This is a genomic window from Lentisalinibacter orientalis, from assembly GCF_040706535.1.
Taxonomy (GTDB): domain Bacteria; phylum Pseudomonadota; class Gammaproteobacteria; order Steroidobacterales; family Woeseiaceae; genus Lentisalinibacter; species Lentisalinibacter orientalis.
Genome location: NZ_JAPDRJ010000001.1, coordinates 985,164 through 1,011,207 on the forward strand (window position 1 = coordinate 985,164; position 26,044 = coordinate 1,011,207).

At 69.1% G+C, this 26,044-nt stretch carries 21 protein-coding genes; 18 read left to right on the forward strand and 3 right to left on the reverse strand.

The features are described from left to right. Positions 1-206: 206 nt before the first annotated feature. Both ACJMK0_RS04380 and ACJMK0_RS04385 read right to left on the reverse strand, forming a co-directional pair. Positions 207-479, reverse strand: a complete 273-nt coding sequence (locus ACJMK0_RS04380; protein ID WP_405235879.1) for a c-type cytochrome — start codon at positions 477-479, stop codon at positions 207-209. 98 nt (positions 480-577) lie between these two features. Next, positions 578-1,630: a nitrilase-related carbon-nitrogen hydrolase gene (locus ACJMK0_RS04385; protein WP_405235881.1), complete on the reverse strand. Its 1,053-nt coding sequence runs from the start codon at positions 1,628-1,630 to the stop codon at positions 578-580. Positions 1,631-1,839: 209 nt separating this feature from the next. Here ACJMK0_RS04385 and ACJMK0_RS04390 point away from each other — a divergent pair, with 209 nt between their 5' ends. From ACJMK0_RS04390 to ACJMK0_RS04475, 18 genes are all read left to right on the forward strand, one after another. Then, on the forward strand, positions 1,840-3,651 hold the full coding sequence (locus ACJMK0_RS04390; protein ID WP_405235883.1) for an FAD-dependent oxidoreductase: 1,812 nt from the start codon (positions 1,840-1,842) through the stop codon (positions 3,649-3,651). Positions 3,652-3,748: 97 nt separating this feature from the next. Next, positions 3,749-5,557: a 2-oxoacid:acceptor oxidoreductase subunit alpha gene (locus ACJMK0_RS04395; RefSeq protein ID WP_405235885.1), complete on the forward strand. Its 1,809-nt coding sequence runs from the start codon at positions 3,749-3,751 to the stop codon at positions 5,555-5,557. A gap of 104 nt (positions 5,558-5,661) precedes the next feature. Continuing rightward, complete coding sequence (locus ACJMK0_RS04400) at positions 5,662-6,717, forward strand: 2-oxoacid:ferredoxin oxidoreductase subunit beta (RefSeq protein WP_405235887.1); 1,056 nt, start codon at positions 5,662-5,664, stop codon at positions 6,715-6,717. Between the two features lie 79 nt (positions 6,718-6,796). Beyond that, positions 6,797-8,242, forward strand: coding sequence for an MmgE/PrpD family protein (locus tag ACJMK0_RS04405; protein ID WP_405235889.1), 1,446 nt, complete (start codon positions 6,797-6,799; stop codon positions 8,240-8,242). A gap of 101 nt (positions 8,243-8,343) precedes the next feature. Next, positions 8,344-9,213 (forward strand): hypothetical protein, encoded by an 870-nt coding sequence (locus ACJMK0_RS04410; RefSeq protein WP_405235891.1) that lies wholly within the window; start codon positions 8,344-8,346, stop codon positions 9,211-9,213. A 28-nt stretch (positions 9,214-9,241) separates the two neighbouring features. After that, positions 9,242-9,784: a hypothetical protein gene (locus ACJMK0_RS04415; RefSeq protein WP_405235893.1), complete on the forward strand. Its 543-nt coding sequence runs from the start codon at positions 9,242-9,244 to the stop codon at positions 9,782-9,784. Between the two features lie 9 nt (positions 9,785-9,793). After that, entirely contained in the window at positions 9,794-10,489 is a 696-nt protein-coding gene (locus ACJMK0_RS04420) for a hypothetical protein (RefSeq protein ID WP_405235895.1), read from the forward strand. A 13-nt stretch (positions 10,490-10,502) separates the two neighbouring features. Then, complete coding sequence (locus ACJMK0_RS04425) at positions 10,503-11,249, forward strand: hypothetical protein (protein ID WP_405235897.1); 747 nt, start codon at positions 10,503-10,505, stop codon at positions 11,247-11,249. Further along, a complete protein-coding gene (locus ACJMK0_RS04430) occupies positions 11,246-12,802 on the forward strand; it encodes a hypothetical protein (protein ID WP_405235899.1) in 1,557 nt (518 codons plus the stop codon). Before ACJMK0_RS04425 ends, ACJMK0_RS04430 begins: the two co-directional genes overlap by 4 nt. Before the next feature lie 4 nt (positions 12,803-12,806). After that, positions 12,807-13,505, forward strand: coding sequence for a hypothetical protein (locus ACJMK0_RS04435; protein WP_405235901.1), 699 nt, complete (start codon positions 12,807-12,809; stop codon positions 13,503-13,505). Continuing rightward, positions 13,502-14,284, forward strand: coding sequence for a lytic transglycosylase domain-containing protein (locus tag ACJMK0_RS04440; protein ID WP_405235903.1), 783 nt, complete (start codon positions 13,502-13,504; stop codon positions 14,282-14,284). The genes ACJMK0_RS04435 and ACJMK0_RS04440 overlap by 4 nt, the downstream gene beginning before the upstream one ends. Positions 14,285-14,384: 100 nt before the next feature. Next, positions 14,385-15,206: a CPBP family intramembrane glutamic endopeptidase gene (locus ACJMK0_RS04445; protein WP_405235905.1), complete on the forward strand. Its 822-nt coding sequence runs from the start codon at positions 14,385-14,387 to the stop codon at positions 15,204-15,206. Between the two features lie 11 nt (positions 15,207-15,217). Next, positions 15,218-16,363, forward strand: coding sequence for a pyridoxal phosphate-dependent aminotransferase (locus tag ACJMK0_RS04450; RefSeq protein WP_405235907.1), 1,146 nt, complete (start codon positions 15,218-15,220; stop codon positions 16,361-16,363). After that, a complete protein-coding gene (locus tag ACJMK0_RS04455; protein ID WP_405235909.1) occupies positions 16,351-17,136 on the forward strand; it encodes an amidohydrolase in 786 nt (261 codons plus the stop codon). Before ACJMK0_RS04450 ends, ACJMK0_RS04455 begins: the two co-directional genes overlap by 13 nt. Positions 17,137-17,308: 172 nt before the next feature. Next, complete coding sequence (gene cfa, locus ACJMK0_RS04460; RefSeq protein ID WP_405235911.1) at positions 17,309-18,490, forward strand: cyclopropane fatty acyl phospholipid synthase; 1,182 nt, start codon at positions 17,309-17,311, stop codon at positions 18,488-18,490. Between the two features lie 123 nt (positions 18,491-18,613). After that, a complete protein-coding gene (locus tag ACJMK0_RS04465) occupies positions 18,614-20,101 on the forward strand; it encodes a carotenoid oxygenase family protein (protein ID WP_405235913.1) in 1,488 nt (495 codons plus the stop codon). Positions 20,102-20,187: 86 nt separating this feature from the next. Continuing rightward, positions 20,188-21,723, forward strand: a complete 1,536-nt coding sequence (locus ACJMK0_RS04470) for a tannase/feruloyl esterase family alpha/beta hydrolase (protein WP_405235915.1) — start codon at positions 20,188-20,190, stop codon at positions 21,721-21,723. Between the two features lie 88 nt (positions 21,724-21,811). Next, positions 21,812-24,109: a TonB-dependent receptor gene (locus ACJMK0_RS04475; RefSeq protein ID WP_405235917.1), complete on the forward strand. Its 2,298-nt coding sequence runs from the start codon at positions 21,812-21,814 to the stop codon at positions 24,107-24,109. Between the two features lie 248 nt (positions 24,110-24,357). Here ACJMK0_RS04475 and ACJMK0_RS04480 read toward each other — a convergent pair whose 3' ends face one another. Then, complete coding sequence (locus ACJMK0_RS04480) at positions 24,358-25,974, reverse strand: alkaline phosphatase D family protein (protein WP_405235919.1); 1,617 nt, start codon at positions 25,972-25,974, stop codon at positions 24,358-24,360. Positions 25,975-26,044: the final 70 nt, after the last annotated feature.

Genomic DNA, 26,044 nt, shown 5'->3' on the forward strand with positions numbered 1-26,044 from the left:
TTGCCGCATAAAGACAATATTGCTGCGTTGTTCAGCCTGCATTCAGCTGGCCGGGGCGCGACAAGAGTCCCTGCCGGCGGTCGGCGCGGCAATCCGTAGTTTCCGCGGCCGCGTGTCGGTCCGGAACGAAAAAGGCCGGCAGCGCATGGCACTGCCGGCCCCGGCGTTCGCTGGCGGGACGGGGCGATGCCCGCCGGCCGTGACGCTTACTCTGCGCTGGCCATGTAGGCCGCCAGCGCCTTGATCTCCTCGTCGGTGAGGCCCGAGAGGTCTTCGTCGTGCTCTACCTCGCCTGCCGCCACGGCCTTGATCATGCCTTTGATCTCGTCTTTGGGCGTGCCCGCGAAGTCGTCGTTGTAGTGGCAATCCGCGCACACTTCCTCGAACTTGGCCTTACCGGCTTCCATGTGGCCGTCCGCGACGGCCGAAGCGCCGAAGAAGACCAGCGGAAGGGCGAAGAGCGTCATCAGTTTTCTCATGGTTCCAGCTCCAGTTTTTTCGAACCTGGGAAAGATGATAGCGCGGTGGTCCGGCCGATCAAAACAAATATTCGCGCGCCGTTCAGCGAGGATTCAGGTTAGAGGAGGCCCTCGTCCGCCAGCCGCAGGATATCCTCCTGCTGCATTGCCGCGAGCTGGCCCCGGGCCGGCTCCACCACCGTGCCGTCTTTCAGCAGCCGGTTCTTCGGCCGCATGCGGATGCCCGCCATGGCCTCGGCATAGAGCTCCAGGGGCTGGCGGGAGAGCAGGTTGCTCATGCCGGCGCGGTGGCGGGCCTCGCGCAGCCCCGCGAGGTCGATGGTGGCATGGGCCACCATGCTCTCCGCCGCCGCCGGCGCCTCGGCGAGCACCCTGCCGCCGTGATCCACGATCTTCGACATCCCCGTCGACGACTCGGCCGGGATGGGAATCCCGCCCAGCCGTGCCGAGTTGGCCGAGATTACGTACGCCATGTTCTCCACCGCGCGCGCCCGCTTGCACACGTCCTTCGGCGTCAGCGCCGGGCTGCCCACCTCGCTGGTGTGGTGCAGGAACACCTCGGCGCCGCGCACGGCGTGGCAGCGCGCGATCTCGGGGTAGAGGATCTCCTCCGAGGCGATGGCGGCCAGGTTGCCGAGCTCGGTACGGGCCACCGGGAAGACGGCCTCCAGCCCGTAGACGTCCAGGTAACGGTCCCAGACGTCCCAGGGCGTGGGCGCGGAAAGCGAGATCAGGCGGCGGTAGCGCAGTACCACGTCGCCCGACGGATCGATGACGAAGCAGGTCTGGAAGAACAGCGCGGGGAAGTGCTCGTCCTGTTCGTAGGCGTTGCCGGCCAGGTAGATGTCGAAGCTCTGCGCGATCTCGCCCAGCGCCTCGTACTCCGGGCCGCCGGGCGCGAGTGCCGCCTTGTCGCGCCACTCGGCCACGCTCTCGCCCATCGGGAAGCCCGTGAGGAAGTACTCGGGCAGCACGACGAGGCGCACGTCGGTGCCGGCGAACTGCCTGATGAAGGCCTTGCTGCCCGCTATCAGCCGGCGCGCGCCCGCCAGATTCGACTGCATCCGTTCCCGGGCCGACGCCCGGTCGGTGCAGCCGTTCACGCAGTCGGTGCCCATCTGCAGTGCGAGGGCGGTATAGCGTTCGCTCACCCGTCTGTCTCCCGTGCGACGATGCGCAGAGTGTAGCCGAAGCCCCCTGCGGCCGGCCCCGGAACGGCCGCGCGGTTGAGAAATCCCATGACGCGTTTCACGAAAGTAATGAAAAGCGTTGCGATTTCCGCTGCCTTTAGTACCCTTCGCACCTACACGGTGCAAGGGTGCTGATTTCCTCTCCGGGGGAGAGACTCACACCACAGGAAATGAAGCCGACCGACACCTCAAATCCCGATTTCTACCATCGGGTCGTGGACTGCCAATGGGCCTGTCCCGCGCATACCGACGTTCCCGAATACATCCGTCTCATCGCCCAGGGCCGCTTCTCCGACGCCTACATGGTCAACCGGGAGTCGAATGTCTTCCCGGGCATCCTCGGCCGCGTCTGCGACCGGCCCTGCGAACCGGCCTGCCGGCGACGCCGGGTGGAGGAGAAGCCGGTGGCCATCTGCCGGCTGAAGCGGGTCGCCGCCGACCACAAGGACGAGATCGCCGACCGCCTGCCGAAGGCGCCGGCGGAGAAGAACGGCAGGAAGGTGGCGCTGGTCGGCGCCGGCTGCGCCTCGCTCACCGTGGCCAACGACCTCGCCCCGCTGGGTTACGAGTGCACCATCTTCGAGGCGCTGGACGAGACCGGCGGGCTCATGCGCACGAACATCCCCCAGTTCCGGCTGCCGCCGAAGGTGCTGGACGAGGAGATCGGCATGATCCTGGACATGGACGTCGATCTGAAACTGAACCACCCGATCGGCAGCCTGAAGGATCTGCTGGACGACGGCGGCTTCGACGCCGTGTTCGTCGGCACCGGCGCGCCCAAGGGCAAGGAACTCGAGCTGCCGGGCCGCTATGACACCGACCGCATCCATATCGGCATCCAGTGGCTGGAGTCCGTGGCCTTCAAGCACACCGAGGAGATCGGCGAACGGGTGCTGATCATCGGGGTCGGCAACACCGCCATGGACTGCTGCCGCACCTCGCTCAGGCTGGGCGCGAAAGACGTCAAGGTGATGGCCCGCAAGCCGCGGGGCTACTTCAAGGCCTCAGACTGGGAACTGGAGGACGCCGAAGAGGAGAACGTCGAGATCCTCGTGAACCACTCGCCGAAGGAGTTCGTGGTCGAGAACGGCCGGCTCACCGGCATGAAGTTCGACCTGATGGAGTACAAGGTCGACGAACAGGGCCGCATCGACAGGGGCACGGCACTGGAGGAGATCTTCATCCCCTGCGACGACGTGATCCTCGCCATCGGCCAGGAGAACGCCTTCGACTGGATCGAGCGCGACATCGGCCTGGAGTTCAACCAGTGGGACGCGCCGGTGGTGGACGAGACCACCATGATGTCCACCCGGCCGGGGGTCTTTTTCGGCGGCGACGCCGCCTTCGGGCCGAAGAACATCATCTGGGCGGTCGCCCACGGCCACCAGGCGGCCATCTCCATCCACAAGTACTGCCAGGGCGAGGACGTCAACGACCGGCTGCCGGACGGCATGAACCTCATCAGCCAGAAGATGGGCATCCACGAGTGGAGCTACTCCAACGACTACAACCCGGCGGAGCGGCGCCTGATGCCGGCGGTGGATCTCGCAGAGCGGTTCAAGAAGATCGACATCGAGGTGGAGCTGGGCTTCACCGCGGAGCAGACGCTGGCCGAGGTGGAGCGCTGCCTGAACTGCGACATCCAGACGGTGTTCATCGACAAGCTCTGCATCGAGTGCGACGCCTGCATCGACGTCTGCCCGGTCGACTGCCTGGCCATCACGCCGAACGGCAGCGAGGAGGAACTCAGGCAGAGCCTGACGCCGCCCGCCGAGAATCTGGAGGAGCCCTTCTTCGTCTCCGGTGCCCTGCCGCAGACCGGGCGCGTGATGATCAAGGACGAGGACCTGTGCGTGCACTGCGGTCTCTGCGCCGAGCGCTGCCCCACGGGCGCGTGGGACATGCAGAAGTCCAAGATCCTGATCCCCCACGCGAGCGACGAGGCCGCGCGGGCCGAACCGAAACTGGTCAAGGCCGGATGAAGATTCATGTAGGAGGGCCTTCAGGCCCGATCCGGGTTAGCGAATCGGGGCTAAAGCCCCTCCTACAGCCCCTCCTACATACCCATCGAGGTATGCAGTGACGGACAAGCGAATCAACGACGTCGTGATCAAGATCGCGACCGTGAACGGCACCGGCTCCGCCAGCGCCAACGGTCTCCTGATGAAGTCCATCTTCCGCATGGGCGTGCCGGTGGTCGGCAAGAACTACTTCCCCTCCAACATCCAGGGCCTGCCCACCTGGTACGAGGTCCGCGTCACCGGCGCCGGCCACAAGGCCCGCGCGGGCCACGTCGACGTCATGGTGGCGATGAACGCGCAGACCTACGCGCAAGATCTCGCGGAGGTGGAGCCGGGCGGCTACCTCATCTATGACTCCACCTGGCCCCGCTCCAGGCTCCTCGACCGCGAGGACGTCACGGTGATCGGTATCCCGCTGTCGAAGATGTGCAACGAGCACTTCGAGGGCGCGCGGGCACGCATCCTGATGAAGAACATCGCCTACGTCGGCGCGCTGGCCGCACTGCTCGACCTGGACCTGGAGATCATCCGCCGGAATCTGGCAGACACCTTCGCCAAGAAGCCGGCGCTGGTGGACTCCAACATGGAGGCGGTGAAGCTCGGCTACGACTACGCCGTCGAGAATTTCCCCTGTCCGCTGCCGCTCACCGTGGAGAAGATGGACAAGACCAAGGGGCACGTGGTCATCGACGGCAACACGGCCGCGGGGCTCGGCTGCGTGTATGCCGGCGCTACCGTCGGCGCGTGGTACCCCATCACGCCGTCCACCTCCCTGATGGATGCCTTCAGCCGCTTCTGCAAGCAGCTGCGCGTGGACCCGGAAACGGGCAGGAACAACTACCTGATCGTGCAGGCCGAGGACGAGCTCGCCGCCATCGGCATGGTGCTGGGGGCGGCCTGGAACGGGGCCCGTGCCTTCACGCCGACCAGCGGCCCGGGCATCTCGCTCATGAACGAGTTCATCGGCTTCGCCTATTATGCGGAATTGCCGGTGGTGATCTTCGACGTGCAGCGCACCGGGCCGTCCACGGGCATGCCCACGCGCACGCAGCAATCCGACATCCTGTCCTGCGCGTACGCCTCCCATGGCGACACCAAACACGTGCTGCTGTTTCCGGCCGACCCCCACGAGTGTTTCACCATGGCGCCGGTGGCCTTCGATCTCGCAGAGCGGCTGCAGACCCCGGTGATGGTGTTGTCGGATCTCGACATCGGCATGAACGACTGGATGGTGCCGGAGCTGACCTGGGACGAGTCCTACCAGCCGGACCGCGGCAAGGTGCTGCATGCCGAGGATCTGGAGAAGATCGAGAAATTCCATCGTTACCTGGACACGGACGGCGACGGCATCCCGTACCGCTCGCTGCCCGGCGAGCACCCGAAAGGCAGCTTCTTCACCCGCGGCTCCGGCCACAACAAGTACGGCGGCTATACCGAGGACGCCGACGAGTACCAGGACGTGGTGGACCGGCTGCTGGTGAAGTGGGACACGGCGCGGGAGATGGTGCCGGAGCCGGTCATCGAGTATTCCAAGTTCAACCGGACCGCGGTGCTCACCGTCGGCAGCGGCGAGGCGGCCGTGCACGAGGCGGTGGAGCGCCTGGCGGAAGAGGGCGTGAAGCTCAACTACTGCCGGGTGAAGGCCTTCCCGTTCGGCGAGGCCGTGCAGGATTTCATCGCGAAACACGACCGGGTGTACGTGGTCGAACAGAACCGGGACGCGCAGCTGCGTTCCCTGCTGATCCTCGATGCGGGCATCGACCAGAAGAAGCTCGTGCCGGTGCTGCACTACAACGGCATGCCGATGAACGCCGGCTTCGTCGTCGACCGCATCCGCGAGGACCGGGAAAAAAACGAGGCAGCATGAATGACCCACGTAGGAGGGCCTTCAGGCCCGATCCGGTCCATCCGAATCAGGTGAAAAGGGATCGGGCCTGAAGGCCCTCCTACGTGCCCATCGAGGCAACCGCTATGAGCTACATCCCAAAACCCAAAGTCGCCCATCCGCGCCTGCCGAAGAACGACCTCGGCCTCACCGAGCGTGACTACGAGGGCACCGTCTCCACGCTGTGCGCGGGCTGCGGCCACGACTCCATCACCAATGCCATCATCCGGGCGGTGTTCGAGCTCTCCATCCCGCCGCATCGGCTCGGCAAGATGAGCGGCATCGGCTGCTCGTCCAAGACGCCCGCCTATTTCGTCGGGCCCAGCCACGGCTTCAACTCCGTGCACGGTCGCATGCCCAGCGTGACCACCGGCGCGAACGCGGCCAACAAGGATCTCGTGTACCTGGGCGTCTCCGGCGACGGCGACTCGCTGTCCATCGGCCTGGGCCAGTTCACCCACGCCATCCGCCGCAATCTGAACATGTGCTACATCATCGAGAACAACGGCGTGTACGGCCTCACCAAGGGCCAGTTCTCGGCGTCGGCGGACGTGGGCTCCAAGGCGAAGAAGGGCGAGGAGAACCAGCAGCCGCCCATCGACCCGTGCCTGCTGGCGCTCGCCACCGGCGCCACCTACATCGCCCGCAGCTTCTCCGGCGACAAGACGCAGCTGGTGCCGCTGATCAAGGGTGCGCTCACCCACCGGGGCTTCGCGCTGCTGGACGTTATCAGCCCCTGCGTGACCTTCAATGACCACGTGGGCTCCACCAAGAGCTACTCGCACACCCGCAAGTACTATCACCAGGTGGTGGGCACGGACTTCATCCCGCCGGCGGAGGAGATCAAGACGGCCTACGAGGAAGGCGAGGCCATGCCCGTGGAACTCCACGACGGCAGCCGCGTCGTGCTGAAGAAGGTGGACAAGGAATACGACCCCACCAGCCGTGCCAAGGCGTTCTCCTTCCTGCGCGACCATGCCAACCGGGGCGAGGTGGTCACCGGCCTGCTCTACATCCACGAGCGCAAGGGCGACATGCACGCCGTCGGCAACACGGTGGAGCAGCCGCTGAACTCGATTCCCTACGAGAAGCTCGGCCCGGGCGCCGAGGTGCTGAAAAAGCTCCAGGAAAAATGGATGTAGGAGGGCCTTCAGGCCCGACCGGGTCCGTCCGGAATCGGCAGCGACGCGGTCGGGCCTGAAGGCCCTCCTACGTTTTTTTATGACCGACGCCGCATCCGCACTCGCCGACTTCGCCCTCGGCCTCGATCCCTCCCGTATCCCGGACGAGGTCGCCGAGCGAGCCTGCCTGCACATCCTCGATGCGCTGGGCGTCGCGCTGGCGGCCACCACCTACCCCTTCGCCCGCCGCGGCCTGGCGGCCATCGGCAGCATGGCGGGCGGTGGCGACTACCCGGTCATCGGCCGCCCGGAGCGCCTGGCGATGCGCGATGCGGCCATCGCCAATGGCTTCCTGATCCACGGGCTGGATTTCGACGACACCCACGGCGAAAGCATCGTGCATACCTCCGCCAGCGCCGTGCCCACGGTGCTGGCCGCCGGGCTGAACGCGGATGCCACCGGGCCCGAGGCCCTGGCGGCCTACCTGGTGGCGGTGGAGGCCGATGCCCGCATCGGCAGCGTCGGCGGAGCGTTCCAGAAGCGGGGCTTCCATCCCACCGGCGTGGTCGGCGCCTTTGGCGCCACGCTGGCGGCAGGACGCCTCTGGCGGATGGACCCGGCCGCACTCGCCCGGGCGCAGGGCATCACGCTCAGTCTCGCCGGCGGCACGCTGCAGTTTCTGGAAGACGGTGCCTGGACGAAACGCATCCACCCCGGCTGGGCCGCCGCCTGCGGGCTGCAGGCCGCCGGGCTCGCCCGCGGCGGTTTCATCGGCCCCGCGCAGGCCTACGAAGGCCGTTTCGGGCTCTACCGGACCTACCTCGGCGAGGAGTGGGGCGAGGAGCGCGACGAGGCGTGCGACCATGACGGCGGGCAAGAGGCCGGCGGCGCCCTGGCATCGCGCCTGACGGACCTGGGCGAGCGCTGGGAGATGCTGCGCGTGGGCATCAAGCCGTATCCCGTCTGCCACTACAACCACGCGTATGCCGACTGCGTCCTGGCGCTCGTATCGGAGCACGGCATAACGCCCGGGGACGTGGACCGGATGGTGGCCAGGGTGCACGCCGACGAGGTCGACGTGGTCTGCGAGCCCGCGGCGCGCAAGCGCCGGCCGCAGAGCGACTACGAGGCCAAGTTCAGCGTGCAGTACCTCATGGCCGCCACGCTGCTGAAGAAGCGGTTCACGCTGGAGGAACTCGAGGACGACGTGCTCGTCGATCCGGACGTCCTCGCGCTGGCGGACCGCTGCGGCTACGAGGTGGACCCGGAGTCCACCTTCCCGCGCTATTTCCCGGGCGAGGTGGTCGTCCACACCCGCGACGGCCGGGAACTGCGCCATCACGAGCCCGTGAACCGGGGCGCGGATCAGCGGCCCCTGTCCCGCGCCGACATCGTCGCCAAGTTCGAGGACAACGCCGGGCGGGCGCTCGCGAGACCCGCCGTGCGGTCGCTGCGGGACCACGTCCTCGACCTGCCGTCGCTGTCCCGGCTCGCGACGATCCCCGCGGCGATCCCCGCGACGATCGTCGCGGCGGTCACGGCCTGATCGACCCGCAGTTTCTCCGCACTTCCCGCGCAATTCCTCCGTTCAGCTTCCGTTCAGCGCTCCGGGTCTAGCCTGAGTCTCCCGATCAAAGGGAGACGACCATGGAGCCGAGAACCACAACGTCGCACGGCGGTCGCACGGGGGCACGGGAGGCACGGCATCCCGCGGCCTTCTGGCACTACCTCGCCGCCACCATTGCACTCGTCGTCCTGCCGGCGCTGAGTTTCGCCAGCACGGCGCCCACCATCCAGCTGTTCCCCACCACCGTGCTGGAGGACATCCGCCAGACGGGCGACGTGGCGGCCGAGATGGAGACCGGACTGCAGGACGCCATCAGCCGGCTCGACCAGCAGCGCCGCCTCTATCAGGAGGCCAAGTGCGACGGCGCGGAGGATGACCCCGGCTGCCAGCGCATCGCCAAACAGCTCGGCGCCACCTACCTCGAGATGCTGAACATCATGTCCGAGCGCCTGCCGGACATGGAGCGCTCCGTGCAGAACACCCACGCGAGCCTCGAGCGTCGGCTGCGCAGCGAACTCGGCAACAAGATGACCTCCTGGACCCTGCAGGAGACCCTGCTCGGTGTCGGCGAGGGCTCGAAGGCGGAACCGGCGCCGGTGCTGCGCGGGCGCTCCGGCATCCGCCTGTCCCAGCGCTTCGAGCAGTACTACAAGCTGGTGGCCACCTCGTCGGTGAACCGCAACAGCCACTCGCTGGCGGTGATCGCCTCCGACATGTACCTGGACATGGCCGAGGCCTCGGATCTCATCGCCCGCACCCGGGAGGAGATCGCCCGGGCCACGCTCATGGAACAGCTGAACCAGTCCTTCGGCGTGATCACGCCGGAGATGCAGGAAGTGGTAGACGGGGTGAAGGCCATCCTGTTCGGCGACTACGAGCCGGGCCCGCAGATCGCCGCCCCCCCGCCGGGGACCTTCGAAGAGGAATACACGAGCCCGCTGGAGTTCTGAGGGAACCCCGCGGCCGAGGAGGAGCGACATGAATCCGAGTAACATCCGCACGGGCCTGATGCTGGCGCTGGCACTTGGCGCACTGGCGCTGGCCGGCTGCGCCACAACCACCGCCGACTGCAGCCTGCCGCGCACGGCCAGCCTGGATCAGGCCATGGACGCGGCGGAGGCGAAGCTGGCCGACGGCTGCGAGGCCGAGTTCGACCGCTACTACGCCGAGCTGCTCACGATCGCCGAGGGCGATCCCGGCCCCGACAACAAGCGCAAGTTCTCCGACTTCCTGCTGACGGCCACCGATCAGGGTCTGCTGTCCAAGCGGCAGGCGGAGCGCGCCTACAACCGCTACTTCAACGTGAAGTACGTCTCGCTGATGGGCGACTACAACAACTGCGCCTATACCTGCCCGCGCAAGCGTCAGGTGCTGACCGCTATGGAGGCCGAGCTGCTCGACAAGGAGCTGGGCCTGCTCAGAGTGAGCCAGGATGCGCCCGGCTATTACCGGGCCGACCGGCTGTACCAGGAGACCGAGCTCGTGCTCGAGGCCACCTGCACGGCCTGCGCGGCACGGTAGGAGGCAGTGGTGACGGCCACAGTCGGCAACGGCGGTTTCGCCAGCGGTCTCGCCGCCGGCGCGCTGGCGGGGCTGGTGGCGGCCGGCGGCATGATTCTCGCCGTCGATGCGCTTGCCCCCGCCGGGGGCGTGCCGGCCTGGACGCTGGCCGAAGCGCTGGACTGGGCGTATCGCAATCTGGGGCTGTCGCTGCCCGTGTTCGCCGTCGTCCTCGGGCTGTACGTGCGCAGCCTGTCCCGGCTGCGCCGCCGGGTCGCGCGCGGCGCCTCCCTCGATGCCGTGGCCCATGCCGAGCAGCTCACCGATACCTGGACGAGTCTGTTCTTCGGCGTGGGCGTGATCTGGACGGCCATCGGCATGCGCGGCGCTCTGCTCTACGCGCTCGGTGATCCCGCGGCCAGCGTGGACGACGGCGCCTTCGCCGTGCTGCAGCGCATGGTGAACGGGGGCATCCTGGTGGCGCTCTCCACCACGATCTTCGGCGGCATCGGCGGTTACCTCATGCGGGTGGTGAAGACGCTCACCGTCGGCGCGCCGCTGCGCCGCTACTACGAGGCGACCGCCGGCGAGACCGGCGCGGAGATGCTGGCGGCGCTCGCCCGCATCGAGGCGTACCTGGCCGTGCTGGCGACGCCGGCCGGCCGCAAGGAGGAGAGAGATGGGCAGGCAGCCGTGGACGGGCTCGCCTTTCCCCGGCGCGGCTAGCGGCGAGGGAGGCATGGAGCACCTTGAGACGGACGTGATGCGCTTCATGGCCATCCTCGCGTTCTGTCTGGTGGCCATCTTCGCGCTGGTGCAGAGCGTCCCCGAACAAGTTGCAAAACGCCCAAAAGAGGTGCCGGACACCGTAAGTTTGGTTACGCACCCTCCGGCGCAAACCACGCCTGCCGCCCCGCCCGAGCCCGCGCCGCAGCCGGAGTCACGGCCGGCGCCGGTACCGCAACCCGAGCCCGCCCCGCAACCGCAATCCGTCGCCGTGGCGGTGTCCGAACCCCGGCTCGAGGCGCCGCCGGCGCCGCAATCGGAACCCGAGCCGTCGCCGCGACCGGCATCGGAGCCGCCGCCCGAGGCCGCGCCACCGACGCCAGCGGCCGAGCCGCAGCCGGGTTTCTCCCTGCGCTTCGATTCCGACGCGGCGCTCGTCGGTCTGGTAGAGCGCAGGGAGGTGGCCCTCTACGCTTTCGTCCGGGACCGCGTCTGGCGCTTCATGATGGTGGACGGCCGGCCCGCGTTCCGCACCGCTGCCGCCCCCGGCCAGGTGCACGAGATGACACCGCAGACGGTGCCCGCCGCCGTGCTGGATACGCTGCGCCGCACCGCGGTAGTCCCGCCCGGCGGCATACGTTGGGGCGTCACGCTGCCGCCGGCCACCGCCGCCGCCCTCGGCCGCGTCATCGCCACCAACGACAGCGGCGAACTCGTGATCGACGCGGACGGGTTCCTGCGGCTGGAGGATCCCTCGTGAACGCGGGCGCGCGGATTCGGCGTCTCGCCGGGCTGGTGGTTCTGGCGCTGTCCGCTGCCGGCTGCGCCACGGCGGACTACGGCGCCTTCGCCTGGTCCGGCAGCGACGAGTCGTCCCTGGAGGCCTGGTTCGACCAGGAACTGGAACCCTACCTGGCCGAGACGCTGACCACCCATCCCCGCTTCGGCCGCGAGACCGTCACCGTCGCCGTCATGCGCGGCGACGAGCCCCAGGCGGCACCGGACTCCCTGTCCCGGGCGCTGTCCCTGCGGCTGACGCGCTTCCTGCAGTCGACGCCGGGCGTGAACCTGATATGGGAGGGCGGCCGCAGCGCGGGCGACTGTGTCCGTCGGGAAGACGCTCACTACGTCATCGCGGTCGACCTGCAGCAGAGCGGCCCCGGTTCCCACCGGCTCGCCATCCGTGCCCTCGACCGAGAGGAGGGCCTCTGGGTGACGGGATTCGGCAAGGAATGGAATGGCCGGCTCACCCGCGGCCAGTACGTCCGCTCCCGCCAGCCCGCCGCCACCGCGGAATCCCGCGGCCTGCGCGACGATCCCTTCCATGAGGACGAAGGCGATCTGCTCGCCGAACGGCTGGCCGCGCAGCTCGCGGCGGATTTCTGCGGCTTCGTCGGCGAGCCGCTGGTGGTGCACGCGGAGGCCACCGGTCAGGACGCCTTCGTCGCCGACACCGTGCAGCTGGTCGCGAACAACCTGGCCCGCTCGCCGCACATCCGCAGCGTGCCGGATCCGGCCGCGGCGAACCTGATCCTCAGCGGCCGGCTGTACGCCATCGACGGCGATCTGCAGCAGTTCTGGGTGCAGGCCCGCCCGGCCACGGCCGGCGCGCGCTTCCCGGTCACCGACGTGGCGGCCTACGTCGAGACGCCCGACCCCGGCCGCCTCGCGCGCCGGTCGCCGCCGGACGTGACGGGCGCGCCGGCCGCGGACGACCTGCGGCCCGCCGCGCCACCGGCCCGGGATCCCGGTCTCGGCTCCGGCCGCTCCGTCACGCTGGGCGCGTTGCGGGTGCTGACGCCAAACGATCACTGGATGTGCCGTCGTGCCGATCCCTGGCGCCGCGGCGCCAGGGTGCTGCGTCCCGGCGAGAGCCTGGCCGACGACGCGTGCTTCGCACTGGAGATCGAGGTCAGCGGCGACGCCGAGGTCTTCCTGCTGCGCCGCGACCCCGCGGCCGGACTCGTGCGCATGATGCCGGGCCGCTGCGGCCGCCACGGCCGGGTGCCCGGCCGCAGCTACGGCGAGGCCACCCTGCAATTCCCGTCGGCGCCCGCCGGCTGGGCGCACGCGCTGCGCCCGCCCCGGGCCGCGATGCGCGAGCGCTGGATCGCGCTGGCCCTGCCAGCAGACGCCGCCGCCGCCGATCTCCGCCGCCACCTGGCCCGGCTGCCCGACGACTGCGCTGCGGAGGATGGTGCGTCCGTCGACGCCGACGCCTGGCTGGCGGGCCTGGACCGACTGGCCGACGCGGCGGTCTCAGTGCGCCGGCTCGACGTTCCGGTCGGCCGCCAGGCGGCGAGGAGGGAATGACGCCATGACCCGCCTTCTCGGATTCCTGTCGGGTCTCCTGCTGGTGATCGCCGTCGCGTTCGTCGTCCTGCGCTATGCGCCGGCCTGGCTGCCCGGCGAGCGGGGAGTCGCAGGAGTGAGCAGTGCGGACGGCGCCGTGGCCGCAGCGACGCAAGAAGAGCAGGCACGGCAATCGACCCCGCCACCCGCCGAGGAACCGCCTGCGGGATTGCCCGAAGCATTGCCCGAAGGATTGCCCAAAGGATTGCCCGAGGAGGCCGGCCCGGAACCGGCCCCGAATCCGGCCGAGCAGCCGGCTCGGGCACCGACTCAGGAACCCGCGCGGGGATCGACTCCCGAGACACTGCCGCGTTTGGACGACCCACCGCCGGCACACGCGGCGGCAGTCGCCACCGGGGCCGGGGAAGACCCGGGCGACGACCGCGCTGCCATCGCCGCCGCTACCGCCGCCACGGCCGCCGACGAGGCGGACGAGTCCGCCCGACAGTGGCACGCGTTCTGGCAGCCCTTCCGCAGCGAGATCTCCGCCGAGGGCTTCCGCCGGCGGCTGGAGGGCGTGACCGGCCTCGACTACCGCATCGTCTCGCCGCGGCCCGGCGAGTACCAGGTGGCCTTCGCCTACCGGGACGAGGCGGAGCGCCAGCAGAACCTCGCCGCCATCGAGGAGGCCACGGGTCTGGTGCTGCGGAGCCGGGTGCTGTGAGGGCCGTGCTCGCCATCGCCGGCCTGTACCTCGCGCTCTGGTCCGCGGCGGGCCAGGCCAACAGCGCGGCGAACGGCCGCGAGCTGGCCGCGGCCTGGCAGCAGTATGTCGTCGAGCACGCGGACCGGGAGCCGGCGGTGAATTTCCCCTACGCCGAGTGTTTCCGCCGCGCCGCCATCGTCAACCAGCTGCCGGAGACCCTGCTGCTGGCGGTGGCCCGGGGCGAGAGCGACTTCGACCCGACCGCCCGCTCCCACGCCAACGCCCATGGCGTGATGCAGATACTCTGGCCCGGCACGGCGCGCCATCTCGGGCTGTACCTGCTCTCCGATCTCTATGAGCCCTGCAAAAACATCGACGCCGGCGCCCGCTACCTGAAGGAGCTGCTGGCGCGCTACGACGGCGACCTGCACCTGGCGCTGGCCGCCTACAACTACGGCCCGAGCCGCATCCCGAAGTCCGGCGTCATCCCGTCCGGCGCGGTCTGGTACAGCGGCTACATCTACCGCCACCTGCAGTACGTGCTCGGCCGCAGCACGCCGGCGGGCAAGCCGCCGCAGGATTACGGCGAGGAGGGCAAGCTCACGCTCATCAGCTTCGCCGCCCCGTATCGGGCGCAGGCCTTCGTTGCCGCGCTCGAGCAGGACCCGGGCGGCCTCGCGGTGGACTGGTTCCGGGCGGGTGCCGCCGAGTTCCGCGTGGTGCTGCTGTACGAGGACGAGGCGGACCTCGAGCGCAGCCGCCGCCGCCTCGCCCGGGCGGGTTTCCCGCTGCCCTGACCGGCCCGCGCCGGCGCCCGCTGCGCCAGTCGCATCAATCGCGCCAATCGCGCAATTCCTGCCGGTTGCACAATTTGCCACGGTCAGCCGTGGCGCTACCATGCGCTTTTCCCGCCACCGGGCCGCCAACCTCATGCATCCGCTCGACCATCTCTACCTGCTGCTGCTCGTGGTCGGCCTGCCGCTCTACAGCGCCTGGTCCTGGCGGCGCTGGCTGGCGAAGCTCGCCGCCGGCCACCGGCCGCGGCGGTTGCGGCTCTATCTCGGCAGCCTGGCGCAGCTCTGGCTCGTGTTCGGCGTGCTCGCCGCCTGCTGGTGGTGGCTGGGCCGCTCACCCGGCCCGCTTGGCTTCACCGCGCCCGGCGGCACCGGCTTCTGGCTGGGCGCCGTCCTGGTGGCGCTGGCCACCGGCGTCTTCCTGCAGTCCTGGCGCAGTATGGTGCGGGCCGATGCGGCCGAGCGGCGGCGCTACCGCGAGCAGCTGGCCGAACTGGGGCAGATGATGCCGCGCAACGGCCGGGAATACGGGGGCTTCGTTGCGCTCTCACTCACCGCGGGCGTGGTGGAGGAGACCATCTTCCGCGGCTGGCTCATCTGGTATCTGCAGGCGTGGATGCCGCTGACGGCCGCCGTGGTCGTCTCGTCGGCCGCGTTCGGCCTGGCCCATCTCTACCAGGGCGCCGCGGGCGTCGCCAAGACCGGCGTCATCGGTCTGTTGATGGCGCTGCTGTACCTGCTGAGCGGCTCGCTCTGGCTGCCCATCGTCGCCCACGCCATGATCGACGTTCTGCAGGGGGCGACCATGATGGAGCTGTACCGCCGGCGCTCCGGTGACGGGGGCGACGGGGACGAGGACGGCGACAGGGACGGCGACAGGGACGGCGAGGGCGACGTGCCGCCGGCTGCTACGATTGACCGATGACACCTCAGCCGATGACTCCCGAGAGCAAACTGCCCGAGGTTGGCACGACCATCTTCACGGTGATGTCCGCCCTGGCCGCGGAACACGGTGCCATCAACCTCTCCCAGGGCTTCCCGGACTTCGAGCCGCCCGGCTTCCTGCTGGACCGGGTCACCCGGCATCTGCACGAGGGCAGGAACCAGTATGCGCCCATGACCGGCGTGCCGGCGCTGGCGGAAGCCGTGGCGGAGAAGATCGGCGAGCTCTACGGCGCGGCGGTGGACCCGGCGGCCGAGGTCACCGTCACCAGCGGCGCCACCGAGGCGCTGTTCTGCGCCATCCACGCCGTGGTGCGGCCGGGCGACGAGGTGATCGCCTTCGACCCCGCCTACGACGCCTACGAGCCCGCGGTGCGACTTGCCGGCGGACGCACGGTGCATCTGCCGCTGGCGGCACCGGACTTCGCCCTGCCCTGGGCGGCGCTGGAGCAGGCGCTGACGCCCCGCACCCGGCTGGTGATCGTCAACTCGCCCCACAATCCCACCGGCGCGGTGCTGGCAGCGGCAGACCTGGCGCGGCTCGGCAGCCTGCTGGCGGGGCGGCAGTGCTATCTGCTGGCGGACGAGGTCTACGAGCATATCGTCTTCGACGGCGCCGCCCACGCGAGCGTGCTGGCCGAGCCCTCGCTGCGGGATCGCAGCTTCGCCGTGTTCTCCTTCGGCAAGACCTACCACGCCACCGGCTGGAAGGTGGGCTACGCCGTGGCACCGCCCGCACTCACGGGGGAGTTCCGCAAGGTGCACCAGTTCGTCACCTTCACTACCAGCACGCCCATGCAGTGGGCGCTGGCGGACATGCTGCGCGAGCATCCCGAACACCACCGCGAGCTGTCCGCGTTCTACCAGGTCCGCCGGGACCGTTTCCGCGAGATGCTGGCGCCGTCGCGCTTCGAGCTGCGGCCCTGTGCCGGCACCTATTTCCAGCTGGCCGACTACGGCCGCATCTCCGACGAGCCGGATACCGAGTTCGTTCGCCGCCTCACCGCGGAGCACGGCGTGGCCGCCATCCCCGTCTCGGTCTTTTACGATAGCCCGCCGGACGCACGTCTCGTACGCTTCTGTTTCGCGAAAGAAGAAGAGACGCTGGCCCGGGCCGCGGAGGTGCTGTGCAGGATCTAGAAGTCGCCATCATCCAGGACGAGCTCGACTGGCACGACCCGGCCGCCAACCGGCGCCGGTTCGACGAGCACCTGCGGCATCTGCCGCCGGCCGACCTGATCGTGCTGCCGGAGATGTTCACCACCGGTTTCACCATGGCCGCCGCCGAGCACGCGGAGACCATGGACGGTCTCACCGTGGCCTGGATGCAGGAGCATGCCCGCAGCCGCGATGCCGTGATCTGCGGCAGCGTCATCATCCGGGAGACGCGCTTCGGCGAAGCTCGCTACTTCAACCGGCTGATCTGGGCGACGCCGGAGGGCACGGTCAATCACTACGACAAGCGTCACCTGTTCCGCCACGCCGGCGAGACGGAGCACTACAGCGCCGGCAGCGACCGGGTGGTGGTGGAGCACCGGGGCTGGCGCATCGCGCCGATGGTCTGCTACGACCTGCGCTTCCCTGTCTGGAGCCGCCATAGCCACGACTGCGACGCCCTGGTGTACGTGGCCAACTGGCCGGCGCCCCGGCATTTCGCGTGGGAGAGCCTGCTCAGGGCCCGGGCCATCGAAAACCAGTGCTACGTCATCGGCGTGAACCGGGCCGGCCGGGACGGCAACGGGCTCGACTATCGGGGCGGCAGCGCCGCCGTCGATTTCCTCGGCGCCACGGCGACGGACTGCGGGCAGGAGCCCTGCGTGACCACCACCGTTCTGTCCCTGGCGGCCCTGCGCGCGTTCCGCCGGGATTATCCTTTCCATCTGGACGCAGACCCCTTCCGTTTGTCAGACTAGTAGGACTGAACATAAGGCGCCGGTGCGGGGCAAGGACCCGCCCGCCGTGCGCCCCGGCGCCGCTACAGAAGCTCCGCCCGCCGGGCGGGGAAACGGAGAGAGCGGCCGCCGCAGCCCGTGCCGGCCCCGGCACCGAAGGCGCTCCGCGGAGACCGCTCCGAGGAGCGCGGACATGGCTACGACCCGTCACCATCACTGGCGCTCGCGTGCGGACGAGCGCTACACGCCGCAGGCTGCTGACGAATCATCCGGAGAACGCGCGCTGCAGCGCCTCATCGAACCGGCCGGCCTGACCGTGAACGGCAACGAGCCCTGGGACCCGGTGATCCGGGACCAGCGGGCCTGCGCCGAGATTCTGCGCCGCGGTTCCCTCGGCGCCGGCGAGGCCTACATGCGCGGCTGGTGGGATTCCCGCGACCTGTCCGACCTGTTCTACCGGCTGCTGCGGGCCGGGCTGCCGACCGGCTTCGGCCGCTGGCAGGTGCTGAAGCTCGCTCTGCGGGAATGGCTCACCAACCCCCAGCGGGCCGGCAAGGCCTTCCAGATCGGCGAGGCGCACTACGACCGGGGCAACGACCTCTTCCGGGCCATGCTGGACAAGCGCCTGGTCTACAGCTGCGGCTACTGGGCTGGCGTGGACGACCTGGATGCCGCCCAGGGCCAGAAGCTCGACCTCATCTGCCGCAAGCTCGGCCTGCGCGCCGGTCAGCGGGTGCTCGACATCGGCTGCGGCTGGGGCAGCTTCTGCCGTTTCGCCGCCGAACGCTATGGCGTCTCGACGGTGGGCGTCACGGTCTCCCGCGAGCAGGTGGAGCTCGGCCGCGAGCTGTGCGACGGCCTGCCCGTGGAACTGAGGCTGCAGGACTACCGCGAGCTGGACGGGTCCTTCGATCATATTGTCTCGGTGGGCATGGCCGAGCACGTCGGGGTGAAGAACTACGGCACGCTGCTCGACGTGGCGCGGCGCTGCCTGAAGCCCGGCGGGCTGTTCCTGCTGCATACCATCGGCCGGCCCCGCACCACCCGCTCGGCGGACCCCTGGATCAACCGCTACATCTTCCCCAACGGCCATCTGCCGTCCCTGCGCCAGCTGACGGCCGCCTGCGAGGGCCGCTTCGTGGTGGAGGACGTGCACAACTTCGGGGCCGACTACGACCGCACGCTGATGGCCTGGTTCGCCAACTTCGACGCAGCCTGGCCGGCGCTGCGGGAGCGCTACGACGAGACCTTCTACCGCATGTGGAAGTACTACCTGCTGTCCTGCGCCGGCGCCTTCCGGGCCCGGGACATCCAGCTCTGGCAGTTGGTGCTGTCGCCGCGGGGCCTCGAGGGAGGCTATCGTCGTCCGCAGTAGTCGCCCGCGGTAGTTTTCCGCGCTGGCCGCCCCCGGTAGCCGGCCTCCAGGGGTATTGCAGACCCCGATTTCCGATGGTAACTTGTTCAACAAGACTTACACGGGAACATCGAGGGATTGACCATGCCTGTCGAACGCGTCGCACACATCGAGTCCACTGTCCGCACCAAGGATCACCCCTACCTGAATCTGCAGGAGGCCTGGCGGCCCAACTACGACGAGTACAACGCCACCGACATGGAAGTGATCGGCGAGATCCCCGCCGACATCGACGGCGTCTATCTCCGTAACACCGAGAATCAGGTGCACGAGCCCATCGGCCGCTACCACCCCTTCGACGGCGACGGCATGATCCACATGATCAGCTTCGCCGACGGCAAGGCGGAGTACCGCAACCGCTTCGTGCGCACCAAGGGCTTTATGGCGGAGCAGGAGGCCGGGCACTCGCTGTGGGCCGGGCTGATGGAGCACCCGTCGTCGTCCACCCGTCACGGCTGGGGCGCGCAGGAGTGGCTGAAGGATTCGTCGTCGACCGACGTCATCGTCCATGCCGGCCGGGTGCTCTCCACCTTCTACCAGTGCGGCGAGGGCTATCGGCTCGACCCCTACACGCTGGAGCAGTTCGGCACGGAGGGCTGGGTGCCGCTGGACGGCATCTCCGCCCATACCAAGCTCGACGAGCAGACCGGCGAGCTGCTGTTCTTCAACTACTCCAAGCATCCGCCGTACATGCACTACGGCGTGGTGGGGCCGGACAACAAACTGAAGCACTACGTGCCCGTGCCGCTGCCGGGTCCGCGCCTGCCTCATGACATGGCGTTCACGGAGAACTACGCCATCCTGAACGACATGCCGTTGTACTGGGACGAGAAGATGCTGGAGCGCGGCGTCCACGCCGTGCGCATGCACAAGGACACGCCGAGCCGCTTCGCCGTGATCCCGCGCATGGGCCAGCCGGAGGATATCAAGTGGTTCGAGGCCGAGCCCACCTACGTGCTGCACTGGCTGAACGCCTGGGAGGAGGGCGACGAGGTGGTCCTCGACGGCTACTTCCAGGAGCATCCGGAGCCGGCCAACTACGACGGCGCGCCGTCGGGCTTCGAGCGCATGATGGCCTATCTCGACCAGGGCCTGCTCATGCCGCGCCTGCACCGCTGGCGTTTCAACATGAAGACCGGCGAGACGAAGGAAGAGCGCCTCGACGACCGCACGCTGGAGTTCGGCACCATCAACCAGCGCCACGGCGGCCGCGCCTACCGTTACGGCTACAGCGCAGTGCCCGTCGACGGCTGGTTCATGTTCAAGGGCTTCACCAAGCACGACATGGAGACGGGCGCCTCCTCGACCGTGGAGCTCGGCGAAGGCCGCTACGGCAGCGAGGCCGGCTTCGCTCCCCGGGTGGGCGCGACGTCCGAGGACGACGGCTATCTGGTCACCTTCGTCTCCGACGTGAACGAGGACCGCTCCGAGGCCCTGCTGATCGACGCCACCGACTTCGAGGCGGGGCCGGTCTGCCGCATCATCCTGCCGCACCGCATCTCCAGCGGCACGCATGCCACCTGGGCGCACGGCGAGGATATCCGCAAGGCGCAGCAGACCCTGGGCCTTTGACGGCGGGCTTTGCCGGTAAGAGGGCCTTCAGGCCCGATGAATCGGACCCGGCGCCGGGTCGGGCCTGAAGGCCCTCCTACGGTGCCATGATCCGCGGGTTCTTCATCCTCGTCTGCGTCGCGCTCGGCGGTTGCGCCGGCGCGCCCGGTCCCGCCGCCGACTGCGCCGGGGTCGCGGCGCAGCCGCTGCCCGGCGGCACCGTCAACGACGCGGACGTCGTCGACGAAGACGACGGGCTCCCCGCCTATTGCCGCGTGCGCGGCGTCATCGAACCGCGCATCGGCTACGAGGCCCGGCTGCCGGTGGCCGGCTGGAACGGCAAGTACTACCAGGCCGGCTGCGGCGGATTCTGCGGCAGCGTCCTGCCGGACAAGCCCGGCTTCTCCAACACCATCAACGAGGCGCTGAAGCTCGGCTACGCCGCCATCACGACGGACGCCGGTCACAGCGGCGGACTCGGCGACGCCTCCTGGGCCGCGGACGACCCCGAGGCCGTCGAGGTCTACGCCCACCGCGCCATCCCGCTCACCCATCGCTTCGGCACCGCACTGGTCGCCCGCTACTACGGCGAGGCGCCCCGCTACGACTACTTCGGCGGCTGTTCCAACGGCGGCCGCATGGGGGCGATGGCGGCGCAGCGTTACCCGGCTCTGTTCGACGGCATCCTCGCCGGCGGCTCCGTGCTGGACCTCTCCGGCAACGGCGGCATCTACGGCCCCTGGGTGGTGCAGTCGAACACGGACGGCGACGGGGAGCGCATCCTCACCCGGGAGAACTTCGCCCACAAACTGCCCGCGCTGGCCGCCGCGGTGCTCGCGCAATGCGACGGCGCCGACGGCCGCGAGGACGGGCTGATCTCCGCGCCACGGGCCTGCGCCCCGGATCTGGAGGCGCTGCCCGCCTGTGGCGATGAGGCTGCGGCCGACGAGGGTGTCTGCTTCACCGCCGCCGAACGCCGGGTGCTGGCACGCTGGTACTCGGGGCCGCGGGACTCTGCCGGCCGGCAGCTCTACCCGGGCATGCCGCCCGGCAGCGAGCCGTACTGGGCCGTCTGGTTCCTCGACGCCGGCGGGCGCACGGCGCCGGGGAACGCGCTGGGCAGTGATTACCCGAGGTATCTCGGCCTCGCCGGCCGCGTCGGCGCCGACTGGAGCGCGCTCGATTTCGACTTCGACGCGGACCCGGCGCGACTGGCGGAAACGGCCTCCCTGCTGAATGCCACCGATCCGGACCTGGCCGCGTTCCGTGCCGCCGGCGGCAAGCTCCTGATGTGGCACGGCTGGGCCGATCCGCTGGTACTGCCCGACCAGAGCGTCGACTATCATCGCCGCGCTGCCGCGGCGGCCGGCGGCGAGCCGGACGATTTCCTGCGCCTGTTCATGATCCCCGGCCACGGCCACTGCTGGGAACTGCCGGCGGAGACGCCGGACCGCTTCAACCCCATCCGCGTGCTCGAGCGCTGGGTGGAGGAGGGCCGCCCGCCCGAGCGCATCGCGGCCACCGCCGCGGAACCGGAAGCCGCCCGGGTGCCGGAGGCGCTGCTGTGTCCCTGGCCGGATTCCGCCGTGGCCATCGCAGGGAGCGACGGAGAAACGGAACGGGTCTGCGCGTCGCGGCAATAGTTTCAGCAAGAAATAACTGCCAGTTGCCTCTCCGACCGCGTATCTTTCACAATTAGACGCAGACGCCATCTCAGAGGGGAGATAGTTCATGAAGCCGAGAGTCTTTTTCGCCATTTGCGCGAGCGCTTGCCTGTCGCTCACCGTCCAGCCCGTGGCCGCCCAGGAAGCGGGCGTGCTCGAAGAGATCATCGTGACCGCGCAGAAGCGCGAGCAGAGCCTGCAGGAGGTGCCCATCTCGGTGACTGCCATCGGCGAGCAGGCCATCCAGGAGGGCAAGATCACCGGCGTGCAGGACGTGGCGCTGGAGACGCCCAACTTCACCATGACCCAGTTCAACATCGGCGAGCCCCAGTACTACATCCGGGGTATCGGCAACTCGCTGGACTCCGCCGGCAGCGACCCGGCGGTGGCGACCTTCATCGACGAGGTCTACATCGGACGCTCCGCCGGCACCGCCATGGATCTCTACGACCTGGACCGTGTCGAGGTGCTGCGCGGACCCCAGGGCACCCTGTTCGGCAAGAACGTGGTGGGCGGCGCGCTGAACATCATCACCAAGCGGCCGACTCCGGAGTTCGAGGCGAAGTTCGGCGCGACGGTCGGCAACTACTCCCAGACCGTGCTGCGCGGCTTCGTCAACGGCGCCATCGCCGACAACGTGTCCGGCAAGTTCTCTTTCAGCCGCCGCCAGCGCGACGGCTACGTGGATAACGTGGTCGACGGCGAGGAGTACCACGACGAGGACAACCTGAGCGCCCGCGGCCAGCTCCTGTTCACGGTCTCGGACGCCACCGAGGTGCTGGTCGGCTTCGACTGGGCCACCGACGACCAGGCCGGCAACTGCCGCAACGTGAACAACCTGGACAAGAACGACCCGCTCGGCCTGGCGGTGTTCTACCCGCCGGTGATCGCCGCCACCACCGGCGGCGACGTGCGCAAGTGCGCCTCCGAGGCCGAGGCCTTCCAGGAGCGCGACATGCTCGGCACGCTGCTGCGCGTGGATCACGACTTCGCCAACTCCACCCTCACCTCCATCACCGCCTACCGGGAGACCGACTACTCCTGGCTGGAGGACCTGGCCGGCATGCCGCTGGGCGCCACCCCCTTCAACCTGACGGATACGGTGGAAGAGGAGGCCGACCAGATCAGCCAGGAGCTGCGGCTGACCTCGGCCGGCGGCGGCACGATCGACTGGCTGGTGGGCGGCTTCTTCATGACCGAGGACGTCGATCGCAAGGAACGCTACATCGGCTCCTTCCACGCACCCCTCGCGGCCCAGGGCTTCGCGCTGCTGAACGGCGACGTGCAGTTCAACCAGATCAACGAGACCACCAGTACGGCTCTGTTCGGCAAGATCGACTGGAATATCAGCGACCGGCTGACCTGGAGCATCGGCGCCCGCTATGCCCGCGACGAGAAGGAGATCGAGCAGGCGGTGGAGAACTTCGAGGATCCCGCCTTCGACAGCGCCGTGCTGAGCCAGCTGCTCGGCGTGCCGGTGGAGCTGGTGGTGCTCGGCATCCCGGTCAACGGTCCCGGCGAGCTGATCGCGTTCGTGAACAGCGGCGACCCCTCCGTCCTGAATACGCCCTACAACACGACGGCGGACGAGGACTGGAGCGAGTTCGTGCCATCGACGAACGTCAGCTACCAGTTCAACGACGATGGTTTCGTCTACTTCACGGCGGCCCGCGGTTACAAGAGCGGCGCCTTCGTGAGCCAGACCGCCACCCCGCAGGCGGCGGCCACGCCGCTGGACCCGGAGATCGCCACCAATTACGAGGTGGGCGTGAAGAGCGAGTTCATGAACAACCGGCTGCGCGTGAACGCGGCCGTCTTCCGCATGGACTACGAGGACCTGCAGGTCTTCCGTCTGGACGGCTCGCTGCTGATCGCCGCCAATGCGGAGGCCACCAGCCAGGGCCTGGAGCTGGATGCGACGGCGCTCCTGACCGACAACTGGGTGCTGAACGTCAACTACGGCTACCTGGACGCCGAGTACGACCAGTTCATCTCCGGCGGTGAGGACTTCACCGGTAACCGTCTCCCCCGCGCGCCGGAGAACAGCTACAGCATCACCAGCAACTACACCTTCAACCTGGCCGGCGGCTCCAGCGTGGACTTCAACCTGAACTACGCGTATCAGGACGACTTCTTCCACGACCCGAGCAACGCCAACGGCTCCGGCGAAGACGCCTACGGCCTGCTGCGCGCCGGCTTCACCTGGACCAGCGCCAGCGGCGCGTGGGACGTGACGGCGTGGGGCAAGAACCTCACCGACGAGGAGTACCGCACCCACACCATCATCAGCAACATCGCCGGCACGGTAGACCTGTGGGGCATGCCGCGGACCTACGGCCTGACGGTGAACTACCGGATGCAATGACGGCCATGTGGGAGGGCCTTCAGGCCCGACCCGGCTTTCTCTTGTTGTTGGCGGGCCCGTAGCCGAGAGGCTTGGCACCAGTCAGCTGGCGTCACTGACTGGCGGATGCTCTCGGCCACCGCGAGCACGGCCGTCGTGCGGGGGTATCCATCGCCGCGACCTTTTGTCGGGAGCAAGATGGATACCCCCGCAGGGCGGCCACAAAAGAAGGTGAGCCTGGTGGAAAGGAATCGGGCCTGAAGGCCCTCCTACAGCCAGGCGGGGGCCTTGCTCCGGCGCGGGGCGATCGCCATGCGGTGGGAGACCGATGCCTCGTAGCGGCGGGAGTGCACGGTATCCACGACGTGGTAGCGGGCCTCGGCGCGCTCGCGGCCGAGATCCAGTGCCAGGAAGCCGCGGTGCGCGACGTCCGTGTGGTGGAGGTTGCCGTTGGCCTGGCGCAGCATCTGCTCGATGCGGGGCGGCGCGAGGCCGAGGGTTTCCGGATAGCCGGGTGAGCTGATCGACGTGGCGCCGAACTCCACGGCCGCCGGCTTCCCGCTCGTCGGGTCCAGCACGTCCAGCGCCCAGGCGGCATGGGAGTCGCCGCTCAGCACCACGGGGCTCGCCTCCGTCGCCCGGCACTGCTCCAGTAGCCACGCACGCTCGGCTGCGTAGCCGTCCCAGCTGTCGGCGCTCAGCGGCACGCCGAGGCGGGTGAAATCCACGTACGGACGCACGTAATCCGGCAGCGCCTCGATCTCGGCGGCGCTCATGTTCTCCGCCAGGTTGGGCGCCGTGATCTGGGCCATCAGTACCTGGTTGCCGAACAGCTGCCAGGGCTTGCCCGCCTCGCGGGACCCTGCGAGACGGCTCGCGACGAAGCGGCGCTGCTCGTCCGACAGCAGGCGGCGCGCAGGATCGGCCAGGTCGGCGGCCAGGGTGTCGGCCTCGACGGATGCCGGCATGTCCAGCTGGGGGCTGCGCGCCGACAGCCGGGTCTCCAGCATGACCAGCGTGGCCAGGTCGCCGATCTCGAAGGCCCGCCAGTTGGCCGACGGGTCGTCGCCGCGCGGCTCCCGGATGGGCATCCACTCGTAATAGGCCTGCATGGCGGCCCGGCGCCTGAGCGGCCACTCTCCTTCACTGTCGTCGTGGTTCTGGGCGCCGTCCCGCCAGGCGTCGTTGGCGGATTCGTGGTCGTCCCAGCTGACGATGAACGGATGCCGCGCGTGCACGGCCTGCAGGTCCGGATCGCTCTTGTACTGGGCGTGGCGCAGGCGGTAGTCGTGCAGGCTCACCACCTCGTGGCCCGGCACGGATGCCCGATGCAGCTCGCGGGCGCGGGCCGAGGCGTAACCGGTGGCCTCGTACTCGTAGATGTAGTCGCCGAGGTGCAGCACGACGTCGATGTCGTCGGTCTGCGCCAGGGCCCGATAGGCGTTGAAGTAGCCGGCGGGGTAGTTCGAGCACGAGCAGGCCGCCACCACGAAGCGGTCCACCGGACCCACCGGCAGAGTCAGCGTGCGGCCGGTCTGTGACACCGCGCCCAGGGCCCGGAAGCGGTAATAGTAGTGCCGCCCGGGATCGAGGCCCTCCACCTCCGCCTTGACCGTGTAGTCGCGTGCGGGCAGCGCCGCCGCCGTGCCGCGGCGCAGGATGCGGTCGAAGTCCGGATCGGCGGCCAGCTCCCAGGCCACTTCCGTCTCGGCCTCGAAGCGGGGTGTCACCCGCGTCCACAGCAGGATGCCGGTGGCGGTCGGGTCGCCGCTGGCGACGCCGTGGACGAAGCTCGCGGCCGGGCTGGCTTTCGCCGGCGGCAGCGCCAGGGCCAGCGCGGCGCCGGGCAGCACGCGGGTGACGAATCGGCGTCGGGTCAGTTTCATGGCTACGGCTCTCGAGGTCGCCCCGGGCGTAGCCTACCCGAAGAAGGGCCGGCACGCCCATGGGAGCGTG

What these genes read in the sequence shown, in the direction of transcription:
- ACJMK0_RS04435 (WP_405235901.1), top strand. Translation starts at nt 12,807, where the DNA reads ATGACCCGCCTTCTCGGATTCCTGTCGGGTCTCCTGCTGGTGATCGCC.
- cfa (WP_405235911.1), top strand. Translation starts at nt 17,309, where the DNA reads ATGGCTACGACCCGTCACCATCACTGGCGCTCGCGTGCGGACGAGCGC.
- ACJMK0_RS04450 (WP_405235907.1), top strand. Translation starts at nt 15,218, where the DNA reads ATGACTCCCGAGAGCAAACTGCCCGAGGTTGGCACGACCATCTTCACG.
- ACJMK0_RS04390 (WP_405235883.1), top strand. Translation starts at nt 1,840, where the DNA reads ATGAAGCCGACCGACACCTCAAATCCCGATTTCTACCATCGGGTCGTG.
- ACJMK0_RS04425 (WP_405235897.1), top strand. Translation starts at nt 10,503, where the DNA reads ATGGAGCACCTTGAGACGGACGTGATGCGCTTCATGGCCATCCTCGCG.
- ACJMK0_RS04475 (WP_405235917.1), top strand. Translation starts at nt 21,812, where the DNA reads ATGAAGCCGAGAGTCTTTTTCGCCATTTGCGCGAGCGCTTGCCTGTCG.
- ACJMK0_RS04415 (WP_405235893.1), top strand. Translation starts at nt 9,242, where the DNA reads ATGAATCCGAGTAACATCCGCACGGGCCTGATGCTGGCGCTGGCACTT.
- ACJMK0_RS04465 (WP_405235913.1), top strand. Translation starts at nt 18,614, where the DNA reads ATGCCTGTCGAACGCGTCGCACACATCGAGTCCACTGTCCGCACCAAG.
- ACJMK0_RS04400 (WP_405235887.1), top strand. Translation starts at nt 5,662, where the DNA reads ATGAGCTACATCCCAAAACCCAAAGTCGCCCATCCGCGCCTGCCGAAG.
- ACJMK0_RS04410 (WP_405235891.1), top strand. Translation starts at nt 8,344, where the DNA reads ATGGAGCCGAGAACCACAACGTCGCACGGCGGTCGCACGGGGGCACGG.
- ACJMK0_RS04380 (WP_405235879.1), bottom strand. Translation starts at nt 479, where the DNA reads ATGAGAAAACTGATGACGCTCTTCGCCCTTCCGCTGGTCTTCTTCGGC.
- ACJMK0_RS04470 (WP_405235915.1), top strand. Translation starts at nt 20,188, where the DNA reads ATGATCCGCGGGTTCTTCATCCTCGTCTGCGTCGCGCTCGGCGGTTGC.
- ACJMK0_RS04445 (WP_405235905.1), top strand. Translation starts at nt 14,385, where the DNA reads ATGCGCTTTTCCCGCCACCGGGCCGCCAACCTCATGCATCCGCTCGAC.
- ACJMK0_RS04405 (WP_405235889.1), top strand. Translation starts at nt 6,797, where the DNA reads ATGACCGACGCCGCATCCGCACTCGCCGACTTCGCCCTCGGCCTCGAT.
- ACJMK0_RS04480 (WP_405235919.1), bottom strand. Translation starts at nt 25,974, where the DNA reads ATGAAACTGACCCGACGCCGATTCGTCACCCGCGTGCTGCCCGGCGCC.